The following is an 11,499-nucleotide window of genomic DNA, read 5'->3' as shown; positions in this document are numbered from 1 at the left end:
ACGCTGAGCCAACTGCCCGAAGACACGCGCTTGCCCTGGCACCGCGTGCTGGGTGCCGGTGGTCGGATAAGCCTGCCGGTGGGCAGCGCCTCAGGCGACGAACAACGTGCGCGTTTACGCAGCGAAGGTGTCGTTATCCTGAACAACCGCGTGGATATTCAGCGCCATGGCTGGCGCCCGGTAGAGCACAGCGGTTAGAGTGCGCGCTTTGTTTCCGTGAATCTGAGGCAGACTCCAGCCCATGCCCCGTAAAACCTGGCGCGCCGCGCTCGCCGCCTATGCCAGCCCCTCGACGTTAGTGCTGTTGTTGCTCGGTTTTGCCGCCGGCTTGCCTTACATGTTGGTGTTCTCGACGCTTTCGGTCTGGTTGCGTGAGGCCGGTGTGGCCCGCGAGACCATCGGCTATGCGAGCCTGATCGGTTTGGCGTATGCCTTCAAATGGGTGTGGTCGCCACTGCTCGACCAGTGGCGCCTGCCGCTGCTCGGCAAACTCGGACGTCGTCGCTCCTGGCTGGTGCTGGCCCAGTCGCTGGTGATCCTCGGATTGATCGGCATGGGGTTCTGCGACCCGCAAAAACATTTGTCCTGGCTGATCGCTATCGCGGTGATCGTCGCCTTCGCTTCGGCCACCCAGGATATTGCGGTTGATGCCTATCGCCTGGAAATCGCCGATGACAGCCGCCAGGCTGCCCTGGCCGCCAGCTACATGTCCGGCTATCGCATCGCCGCCCTGCTGGCCACGGCCGGCGCGCTGTTTTTTGCCGAAGGTTTTGGCTCTACCGGTTTCAACTATAAACACTCGGCGTGGACCGGCACCTATGTGCTGTTCGGCGCACTGATGATCCCGGCGCTGCTGACCACCCTGTTTATGCGCGAGCCCAATGTGCCACTGCGGACCCAGTTGCAGGCGGGGCGCTACAGCTTCATGCACCAATTGATGTCGGTGTTTGTACTGATTGTGCTGTTGGTGTCGGTGCCGGCGATGTTCACCCAGTTGTACAACACCGATTTCGCCAGCGTGCTGTTCCACGGCGTAAGCCTGTGGGAACTGTTGATGGAAGACCGCGCCTTCCTGCGCGCCATCCTCTATATCACCCTGACGGCATTGTGCCTGTCGGCCATGGGCCGCCGAGGCCTGGCGCCGGTGCTGACGCCGGTCAACGACTTCATTCTGCGCTACCGCTGGCAGGCGCTGCTGCTGCTCGGGCTGATCGCCACCTATCGCATGTCCGATACGGTGATGGGCGTGATGGCCAACGTGTTCTATATCGACCAGGGCTTTACCAAGGACCAGATCGCCGGGGTCAGCAAGATATTCGGCTTGATCATGACGCTGCTCGGCGCCGGCATGGGTGGCCTGTTGATTGTGCGCTTCGGCATCCTCCCGATCCTGCTCATCGGCGGCATCGCCTCGGCCGGCACCAACCTGCTGTTCGTGGTGCTCGCCGACATGGGCCCGGACCTGCAGATGCTGATCTTCACCATCTCCATGGATAACTTCAGCTCAGGCCTCGCCACCTCGGCGTTTGTCGCCTACCTGTCGAGCCTGACCAACCTCAAGTTCTCCGCCACCCAATACGCGTTGCTCAGCTCGATCATGCTGTTGCTGCCGCGCCTGATCGGCGGGTATTCGGGGGTGATGGTGGAGAAGTTCGGCTATCACAACTTCTTCCTGATCACCTGCATGCTGGGCGTGCCGACGTTGCTGCTGATTGCGCTGCATTGGTTTCAGGAAAACCGGCGGATTCGCTTGAACCCGCCGGCAGAAGACTGAAACAACTCGTTCAATGAGGGAGGGGCGGCGCGACGATTCGACTGGCTCCCGACAGGATCATCGCGGTGTGACTGAAGCACCGAGTTGCTTGCATCGGGGGCAAGCGCCCTCCCACATCCGCCTCTGCATTCTGATGCCTGTACTCCAGCAGCCAGCGCCCGTACAATCCCAAGTCACTTCAAGTCCAAGCAACCGACAACGGCCTACCATGCGTACCAGTCAATATTTGCTCGCCACACAGAAAGAAACGCCTTCCGACGCGGTCGTGATCAGCCATCAACTGATGCTGCGCGCCGGTATGATCCGCAAGCTGGCTTCTGGCCTGTACACCTGGTTGCCCATGGGCTTGAAGGTGATGCGCAAGGTTGAAGCAATCGTTCGCGAAGAAATGAACGCTGCCGGTTCTCTGGAAGTGTTGATGCCGAGCACCCAACCGGCTGAGCTGTGGCAGGAATCCGGGCGCTGGGAAGAGTACGGCCCGGAATTGCTGCGCTTCAAGGACCGTCATGGCCGCGACTTCTGCGCTGGCCCGACCCACGAAGAAGTCATCACCGACCTGATGCGCAACGAGTTGAGCAGCTATAAACAGCTGCCCCTCAACCTGTATCAGATCCAGACCAAGTTCCGTGATGAGATCCGCCCACGCTTCGGCTTGATGCGCGGCCGCGAGTTCATCATGAAGGATGCGTATTCGTTCCACGCCGACCAGGCGTCCTTGCAGGTCACCTACGACCGCATGCACACCGCCTACTGCAACGTGTTCACGCGCCTGGGCCTGAAATTCCGCCCGGTTGAAGCGGACAACGGCTCCATCGGCGGCGCCGGCTCCCACGAGTTCCACGTACTGGCCGAGTCCGGCGAAGACGATATCGTGTTCAGCAACGGTTCCGACTACGCGGCGAACATCGAGAAAGCCGAAGCCGTGCCACGGGAAACCTCCCGTCCAGCGCCGGCTGAAGAGCTGCGCCTGGTGGACACCCCGGACACCAAGACCATCGCGGCGCTGGTGGAAAAATTCAATCTGCCGATTGAAAAGACCATCAAGACCCTGATCGTTCACGCCGAGGAAGCCGGCAAGCTGATCGCCCTGGTGATCCGTGGCGACCACGAACTCAACGAGATCAAGGCGGCCCAGCAACCTGGCGTGGCCAGCCCGCTGGTCATGGCCTCCGATGCCGAACTGCGCGACGCCATTGGCGCCGGTGCCGGTTCCCTGGGCCCGCTGAACCTGCCGCTGCCGATCATCATCGACCGTTCGGTCGAGCTGATGAGCGACTTCGGTATCGGCGCGAACATCGACGACAAGCACTACTTCGGCGTGAACTGGGAGCGCGACTTGCCGGTGCCGACCGTGGCCGACCTGCGTAACGTGGTCGCCGGTGACCCAAGCCCGGATGGCAAGGGCACCCTGGAAATCAAGCGCGGCATTGAAGTCGGGCACATCTTCCAGCTGGGTAACAAGTACAGCAAGGCGATGAAGTGCGAAGTGCTGGGCGAAAACGGCAAGCCGATCACCCTGGAAATGGGTTGCTACGGCATTGGCGTATCGCGCGTGGTTGCCGCTGCCATCGAGCAGAACAACGACGAGAAAGGCATTATCTGGAGTGACGCCCTGGCGCCGTTCCAGGTAGCCCTGGTGCCGCTGCGCTATGAAACCGAGCAGGTCCGTGAAGCCACCGACAAGCTGTACGCCGAACTGACGGCCGCCGGTTTTGAAGTGTTGCTGGATGACCGCGACAAGAAAACCAGCCCAGGCATCAAGTTCGCCGACATGGAACTGATTGGCATCCCGCACCGGATCGTGGTCAGCGACCGTGGCCTGGCTGATGGCAATCTGGAATACAAGAGCCGGACCGAAGCCGAAGCCCAACCGTTGCCGGTGGCTGACGTGCTGTCTTTCCTTCAGGCGCGTATTCGTCGCTGAAAACCAGATCAAGAGAAGTCATGTTCAAGCGAAACACCAGAGCCCTGGGGGGCGCCGCCTTGTGCGGCGCCCTGCTGGTCAGCGGCTGCGCCAACCAGATGTCGCAACGCAGTGAGCACGAGGAGCGGGTCGAGCGTAAATTGCTCGACCACAGCCTGCAGATCGATGTAGGCGAACCCAAAGTGCTGGAGCTGCCGCAACGCCGGGTTCGCATTCACGAGCAAAAGACCTTTGAGGTCACCGAATTCGAAGTCACCCGTCGTTACGACCGCTACACCCCCTACCAGCCCTGGCGCAAACTCTATGAGCTGCCGCTGGGCGCAGTCGCGTTGGTGGCAGGCGCGGGCGCCAACGTGGCGAATATCTTCGCCCTCGGCAACCTGCCGACCAGCATGACGCACGATTGGCTGAGCTACGGCATCGACGGCCTCAACCCGTTCATGAACGTGCAATCCCATGGGCGCGCGCAACAGAACCTGGCGGGGATCGATGAAGTCCAGCGCGACAAGCGTGTGGAGTATTCGAGCCTGCCCTGGAGCGAGCGCCCGGTACAGGTCACCGCCGGCAAGCAAGTGTATGAACTGACCACCGACCGCAACGGCGTACTGCGCCTGAACCTGTTGGACAGCCCGTTCGCCGAGCAGGATCTGAACCGCATCAGCACCTTGAAGATCAGCGTGGAAGATAGCCAGGACGACGTGCATTCGGACTCGACCCTGGCCGTGAGCAACACACTGCGTGGCAAGTTGCTGGAAGCCCACAGACTGATCTACGACGACCTGGAAGACGACGAAGTCAGCCAGTGGGTCCACCGCGTCAAGCGCCTGTCGGAGCTGGGCCTGGAGGAAGAAGCCAGCGAACTGGAACAGAGCCTGATCGAACTGACCCGCAATGATCCGGAGTTGCAGCAGGAATTCCTGCAAGCGCTGACCAAGGATGCGGGGCGACTCGTCGCAGATCCTGGCGCGCGCTGAGCCCTCAGGAGCACTAAAGGGCTAATGTGGGAGGGGGCAAGTCGAATCGTCGCACCGCCCCTCCCACATTTTTGTTTCCGGGTCTACCACGAGAGCTCGAGCTGTTCGTTACCGCTGCTCAAGTCGAGCAACCGCACCCCAATCCCCAGCAATCGCACCGGCTTGCCACCGCGATTGAACGCCTGGGTCATCAGTTGTTGATAACTCTCCAGGTCCCGCCCTGCCCCCGCCTGCTCCAGGGTGGTCTGGGTAAAGTCATGAAACTTCACTTTGACGAACGGCTTACCCGCGCGGTAACTGCTGTCGATGCGCGCTATACGCCCAGCCAGGGTTTCCATCAGCTCGGGCAGTCTCGCCAGACAACTTGAGAGATCTGGTAGATCCACATCGTAGGTGTTTTCCACACTGATCGATTGCCGGCGACTGTCGTTCTGCACCACGCGGTCATCTATCCCACGGGCCAGACTCCACAGCCGCTCGCCAAAACTGCCGAATTCGCGCACCAGCGCCAGCTTGTTCCATTCGCGCAATTGCAGGCAGTCTTCGATCCCCATGCGCGCCAGCTTGTCTGCGGTCACCTTGCCCACGCCGTGCAGTTTTTTTACCGGCAGTATCGACACAAAGTCTTCGACCTGGTCCGGAGTGATCACAAACAAGCCGTTGGGTTTCTTCCAGTCACTGGCGATCTTGGCCAGAAACTTGTTGGGCGCCACACCGGCGGACACGGTGATATGCAATTGATTGGAGACCCGGCGCCGAATGTCCTGGGCGATACGCGTGGCGCTGCCGCCAAAATGCGGGCTGTCGGAAACATCCAGGTAGGCCTCATCCAGGGAGAGCGGCTCGATCAGGTCGGTGTAGTCGCGAAAGATGCTCTGGATTTCCTTCGACGCTTCCTTATAGGCATCCATGCGCGGCTTGACGATGGTCAGGTCCGGGCAGAGCTTCAAGGCATGACGCGACGACATGGCCGAGCGCACCCCGTAGGCCCGCGCTTCGTAGTTACAGGTGGCAATCACGCCGCGCCGATCTGCCGAACCGCCCACCGCCAGGGGCTTTTGTGCCAGGCTCGGGTTATCGCGCATCTCGATGGCGGCGTAGAAGCAATCACAGTCGACATGGATGATTTTGCGCTGCGTCATATATATAGAAGGGAGTGCAATCCAACGGGCGGTCAGTATCGCACTCACACCTGTATATAGCACCAGTAGTTTGAATCTTCCGCGCAAGCGGTAGGAAATAGCCCAGGTAGATTTATTTTCTCAATCGAAATCAGCCTACCAATAGAGCTGAAAGCCTCGGCCCGACTGGCCCGCAGCCCTTTCCAAAACCTTGATGGAGAGGTAAGCGATTGAACCACAAGCGCTTTTCTTCGATTGATAGGTTGACACCCCTGCGTTCCGCTGTAGAATGCCGACACACAGACGCGGGATGGAGCAGTCTGGTAGCTCGTCGGGCTCATAACCCGAAGGTCGTCGGTTCAAATCCGGCTCCCGCAACCACTTTAAGTACACGTCAATCACCGCCACGACCTAACCGTCGCGGCGGTGTTTTCGTTTGTGTCGACTTTAACGACTGAAGACTGAGGACGATGGCCGCGCCCGGTTTCAGCTCGATTGTTTGACAAAGATCAACGTTATGTGCAGCCCTCGATTGGTAACGTCTACCACGATGGGCAAACGTCGGTATTCACCAGCAACAACGTGATCGCGTTTGCGTCTCGCCGCCCGACAGGTGCATGTGTGCGCCTCAATCGACCCTCACGCCCCCACGTTCAAGGATCGGATCATGACGGCCAGCCCGAGTAACGATGCAAAGTGGTCTTGGCGGCGTGCCGCAAGGATTTTTCTGATCCTTGTCATCGTCTTGGCAGCCGGCGCCGGCGGCGCTTGGTACTGGTGGCAGAGCCAGCAGGGCAAGTTGCCTGAGGGCATTGTATTCGGGAACGGTCGCATCGAATCCGACCAAGTCGACATCGCCGCGAAGTTGGCCGGACGCGTGCGCGAGGTGCTGGCCCGGGAAGGCGATCTCGTCACCGAAGGCCAGGTGCTCGCCCGCCTCGATACCACGGAGCTGCAAGCGCAACGCGCCAAATATGCTGCCGACGTGGCGTCCGAGGAAGCCTCGATGCTCGAGGCAAAGGCGACGGTCGTGCAACGACAGGCGGAACTGACCCTCAAGGAAGCAAAGCTGCGCCGAGCCCTCAAGCTGGTCGTCACCGGGGCGATCAGTGAGGACAACCGCGATGAGGCACAGGGCGAACGCGATTCTGCGCGCGCCGTTCTCGACGCCGCACAAAAGACCGTGACCGCGCGCGAGCGGTCGGTCGTGGCCGCACAAGCCCTGGTTGATCAGACCGACGCCCAGATCGCCGACACCATTCTTGTGGCGCCGTTGCAGGGGCGTGTTCTTTATCGCCTCATCAACCCTGGGGAAGTCGTTTCGGCGGGCGGAAAGGTGCTGACGATCATCGACCTGTCCGAGATCTACATGGAGATTTATCTCCCCTCCGAACAGGCCATGCGCGTAACGATCGGGTCGGCCGCGCGAATTGTGTTCGACGGCGCTGACTTCGCCGTCCCGGCCAAAGTAAGTTTCGTGTCGCCGGACGCTCAGTTCACGCCCAAGCAGGTCGAGACGCGCAGCGAGCGCGACAAGCTCATGTTCCGGGTCAAGCTGCGCATCCCGCCAAGCCTCATCGCGCGCCACCTCAACCAAGTGAAAACGGGGACCCGCGGCATCGGCTATGTGCGCCTCGATCCGAACCCGCCCAATTGGCCGGACAACCTGCAAAAACGCATTCAGGGCGATCCTGTTGATGCCGAGGATTAACAATGGAGGCCCGCGCATCGCTGATCGCCGAGGTTTCCAACGCGACCCATACCTATGGCAAGGTTCGAGCGCTCGACAATGTATCGCTCGAACTGCCGAGCGGCTTGATGACGGGCATCATCGGCCCTGACGCCGCCGGCAAGTCCACGCTGCTCGGCCTGATCGCCGGCGCGCGGAAGATGCAGACCGGATCGGTCGAGGTCCTCGGCGGCAGCATGAGCAGTGCCCGGCATCGCCGCTCCGTCTGCACACGCATTGCCTATATGCCGCAAGGACTCGGTAAAAACCTCTATCAGGAGATCAGCGTCCGCGAGAACCTGGCCTTCTTCGCCACCCTCTTCGGTCTGTCCGCGTCGGAACGTGAAGCACGCACACAGCGTCTGGCGGCGGCGATCGGCTTGCTGCCGTTTCTCGATCGACCTGCCGGAAAGCTCTCGGGCGGCATGAAGCAAAAGCTCGGCCTGTGCTGCGCGCTCATTCACGACCCCGACCTGCTCATTCTCGATGAGCCGACGACCGGCGTCGATCCGTTGTCACGCCGACAGTTCTGGGACCTGATCAGCGAACTGCGGCGCGAGCGTCCGACGATGAGTGTCGTCATCTCCACCGCTTATATGGACGAAGCGGGCCAATGCGATTGGCTCATCGCGATGGATCACGCACGCGTGCTTGCCTGCGGCACCGCGGATGAGCTGCGCGCGAAGACCGGCCAGCAAGACATGGAAGCGGTGTTTGCCGCCCTGCAGCCGGGGCAAAAATCGACGTCACTGCGATTCGTCATTCCGCCACGCAAACCCAGCACCGAGGCGCCGGTCATTGTTGCGAAGAATCTGACGCGCCGCTTCGGCAGCTTCACCGCGGTCGATAACGTCAGCTTCGCCATCGAGCGCGGAGAAATCTTCGGCTTCCTCGGTTCGAACGGCAGCGGCAAGACCACGACCATGAAGATGCTGACCGGACTACTGGCACCGAGCGAGGGGGAGGCCGAGGTGTGCGGAAAACCTGTCGATGCCAACGACCTGTCGGTCCGCCAGCGCGTCGGTTTCATGTCGCAATCGTTCTCGCTCTATGGCGAACTCACCGTGCGGCAAAACCTGCGTCTGCATGCGCGCCTTTTTCATCTGGCCCCGGACCAGGCTAACGAGCGTATCGCCAAGCTCATAGTCGATGTCGGCCTTGTCGACTATGCCGACACCGAAGCGAACTCGCTGCCGCTCGGTGTGCGCCAGCGCCTCTCGCTGGCCGTGGGGATCGTGCACGATCCCGAGTTGCTGATCCTTGACGAGCCCACTTCGGGCGTCGATCCGTTGGCGCGCGATGAATTCTGGCGCTTGCTCGGCGACCTCTCGCGAACCCGCAATGTCACGATCTTCGTCTCCACGCATTTCATGAGCGAGGCAATGCGCTGCGACCGCATCTCATTGATGCATGCGGGTCGTGTCCTCGTCTGCGACACGCCGCAAAACGTCATTACCTCCAAGGGCAGCGCGAACCTCGAAGAGGCGTTCATCGCCTATATCGAGGCTGCCGAGCCGTCTACGCCCGCGCCCCCCGTGGCCGATGCCGAAGCGCAGACCCAGCAGGATGCGGCGACGTTGTCGCCCAGCCGCTCGACCTTCATGCCGCTGCGCCGCCTGCTCGCCTTTGCCAAGTGCGAGACGTTGTCGCTTGTACGCGATCCGGTGCGGCTTGCCTTTGCCTTCCTTGGCTCCTTCATCATGCTGTTGATCTTCGGTTTCGGCGTCTCCAGCGATGTGACCAATCTCACCTATGCGGCCTTCGACCACGACGACACGCCAGAGAGCAGAGCCTATCTCGCCAATTACTCGAGCTCTCGATACTTCATCGAAAAGACGCCGATCCACAGTGTCGACGAAATGCAACGGCGCCTGAAGTCGAACGACATCACACTGGCCCTCGAAATTCCTCCTGGCTTCGGGCGCCTGGTAAAGCGCGGCTCGGATTGGCAGGTGTCGGCCTGGATCGACGGCGCCAACACCTCGCGCGCCGCCACCATCGAGGGTTACGTGGAATCGGCGCACAATCTCTTCGCCGAAGAGAGAAAACGGCAGTCCAGCGACGTAGCGAGCACGAAACCAACGACCAGCATCGTGATCCGCAACCGTTACAACCCGACGGCCGAGAGCATCTATGCGATCGGGCCGGCCGTGCCGGCGATGTTGCTCATGATGTTTCTCGCCATTCTCACAGCGGTCAGCGTTGCCCGCGAAAAGGAGATCGGCACGATCACGAACTTCTATGCCACACCCACGACGCGCCTGGAGTTCCTGGTCGGCAAGCAACTGCCCTATATTGGCGTCGGCATGATCAATTTCTTCATCATGACCGCGACCGTGCTATTCATCTTCGATGTTCCGCTGAAGGGCGACGGTCTCGCACTGACCCTGGGCGCGCTGTTCTATGTGGCGGCGGCCACCGGTTATGGGCTGTTCATCTCGACCTTCACCTCGAGCCAGGTCGCAGCGGTGTTCGCCGGAGCGGTGCTGTCGATGCTGCCGACCATGCAGTTCTCCGGCATGATGCAACCCGTCTCGACGCTTGAGGGCGGCGCTCGCCTCATGGGGTACCTCTGGCCGACGAGCTATTACATGCACATGAGTGTCGGAGCGTTCACCAAGGGACTTGGCTTCACCGACATGGTTAACGACCTGCTGGCGCTGACCCTGTTTTGCCCGGCCTTCTTATTGCTGTCCGCGCTGCTCCTGCGCAAACAGGAGAAATAAGATGCAGAGTCTCTCCAACATTTTCTGGCTCGGCGTCAAAGATCTGCGCACCCTCTCGAAGGACGTGATGATGATCCTCTTCATCATCTATTCCTTCGGCCTCAGCATTTATATGCAGTCGACCGGAGCCGGCGAGACCGTCAACAATGCCTCCGTGGCGATCGTCGACGAGGACAACTCCAGCCTGTCGCGATCGATTGCCGGGCTGTTCTATCCCCCGTACTTCCAGGCGGCCAAAATGATCAGCGCCGCCGACATCGATCGCGGCATGGACAACGGCCTTTACACCCTCGTCGTCGTCATTCCTCCGCGCTTTGAAGCGGATGTGCGCAAGGGGCGCGATATTGAAGTCCAGGTCAACGCAGACGCCACCGCAGTCCAGCAGGCGTCCTTGGGGTCGGGCTATATCCAGAACATGGTGAGCGAAGAGGTCACGCGCTACCGACAGGAGATGGCGCAAACCACCGGGCTCTCCTCGGATCTCGTCATCCGCCGCGCGTTCAATGCCAACGGCACACAATCCTGGTTCCGCGCGATCGTCGGCCTTGCCGATCAGTTGTCGATGCTGATCATTATCCTGACCGGCGCGGCGCTCTTGCGCGAGCGGGAGCACGGCACGATCGAGCACCTGCTGGTGATGCCGTTGACGGCCTTCGAGATAGCGCTCGCCAAAGTATGGTCGAGCGGGCTGGTGATCTTCGTCGGCTTCATCTGCTCGCTGTTATTCGTGGTCGAGGGTCTCCTCGACGTTCCGATTGCCGGCTCGCGCGGTGTCCTGCTGCTCGGCACCCTCATCTATATCTTCGCCACGGCAGCGATCGGCATCTTCCTTGGCACCCTCGCCCGCACCATGGCGCAATTTGCCCTGCTGATGATGATGGCCGTAATGCCGATGATGATGCTGTCGGGCGGCATGTCGCCGATCGAGAGCCAGCCGCAATGGGTCCAGTACGTGACGTGGTTTTTCCCGTCGCGGCACTATGTGAGCTTCATGCAGGCGATCGTGTATCGAGGCGCGGGCCTCGACATCGTCTGGAAAGAGTTCGTGACGGTCCTGGTGATGGGCGTGACGTTTCTCGCGGCGAGTTTGCTGCTGTTCCGTCAGTCCGTTGCGACCTTGCGGTAAGCCTTTTCTTGTACCGGCCTGTTTTAGGTCGAGACGATTGTCCGACAAAAAGCCTTTCCCTTACGCGCACTTACCCCACATAGTCGAGATTCAACGGTCAATTCACACTTATTTGACCCATCGCC

At 60.7% G+C, this 11,499-nt stretch carries 8 protein-coding genes and 1 tRNA gene; 8 read left to right on the top strand and 1 reads right to left on the bottom strand.

Annotation, left to right across the window (positions count from 1 at the left end; translation table 11 throughout):
- The 4 genes from L9Z73_RS04605 to L9Z73_RS04590 all read left to right on the top strand — a co-directional run.
- Positions 1-198: MGMT family protein (locus tag L9Z73_RS04605; protein WP_247396827.1), on the top strand; the 198-nt coding region annotated here is incomplete at its 5' end.
- 43 nt (positions 199-241) lie between these two features.
- Positions 242-1,774: an AmpG family muropeptide MFS transporter gene (locus tag L9Z73_RS04600; RefSeq protein WP_247396826.1), complete on the top strand. Its 1,533-nt coding sequence runs from the start codon at positions 242-244 to the stop codon at positions 1,772-1,774.
- Positions 1,775-1,982: 208 nt separating this feature from the next.
- Positions 1,983-3,698 (top strand): proline--tRNA ligase, encoded by a 1,716-nt coding sequence (locus tag L9Z73_RS04595; protein WP_247396825.1) that lies wholly within the window; start codon positions 1,983-1,985, stop codon positions 3,696-3,698.
- A gap of 20 nt (positions 3,699-3,718) precedes the next feature.
- Entirely contained in the window at positions 3,719-4,672 is a 954-nt protein-coding gene (locus L9Z73_RS04590) for a hypothetical protein (RefSeq protein WP_247396824.1), read from the top strand.
- 83 nt (positions 4,673-4,755) lie between these two features.
- Here the strand turns inward: L9Z73_RS04590 and dinB are convergent, their stop codons facing one another.
- Positions 4,756-5,814, bottom strand: a complete 1,059-nt coding sequence (dinB, locus tag L9Z73_RS04585; protein WP_247396823.1) for a DNA polymerase IV — start codon at positions 5,812-5,814, stop codon at positions 4,756-4,758.
- A 283-nt stretch (positions 5,815-6,097) separates the two neighbouring features.
- Between dinB and L9Z73_RS04580 the strand changes: the two genes are divergently transcribed.
- The 4 genes from L9Z73_RS04580 to L9Z73_RS04565 all read left to right on the top strand — a co-directional run bounded on the left by L9Z73_RS04580 (position 6,098) and on the right by L9Z73_RS04565 (position 11,374).
- Positions 6,098-6,174: transfer RNA gene (locus L9Z73_RS04580), tRNA-Met, on the top strand.
- A gap of 286 nt (positions 6,175-6,460) precedes the next feature.
- A complete protein-coding gene (locus L9Z73_RS04575) occupies positions 6,461-7,504 on the top strand; it encodes an HlyD family secretion protein (protein ID WP_247396822.1) in 1,044 nt (347 codons plus the stop codon).
- A gap of 2 nt (positions 7,505-7,506) precedes the next feature.
- Entirely contained in the window at positions 7,507-10,248 is a 2,742-nt protein-coding gene (gene rbbA, locus L9Z73_RS04570; protein WP_247396819.1) for a ribosome-associated ATPase/putative transporter RbbA, read from the top strand.
- 1 nt (position 10,249) lies between these two features.
- Positions 10,250-11,374 (top strand): ABC transporter permease, encoded by a 1,125-nt coding sequence (locus L9Z73_RS04565; protein ID WP_247396817.1) that lies wholly within the window; start codon positions 10,250-10,252, stop codon positions 11,372-11,374.
- Positions 11,375-11,499: the final 125 nt, after the last annotated feature.

Origin of the sequence: Pseudomonas emilianonis (assembly GCF_023072625.1) — a bacterium.
In the GTDB taxonomy this organism is placed as follows: Bacteria; Pseudomonadota; Gammaproteobacteria; order Pseudomonadales; family Pseudomonadaceae; genus Aquipseudomonas; species Aquipseudomonas paraveronii.
The sequence above is the reverse complement of the archived record's forward strand: the minus strand, read 5'-3'. Positions and strand labels throughout refer to the sequence as shown.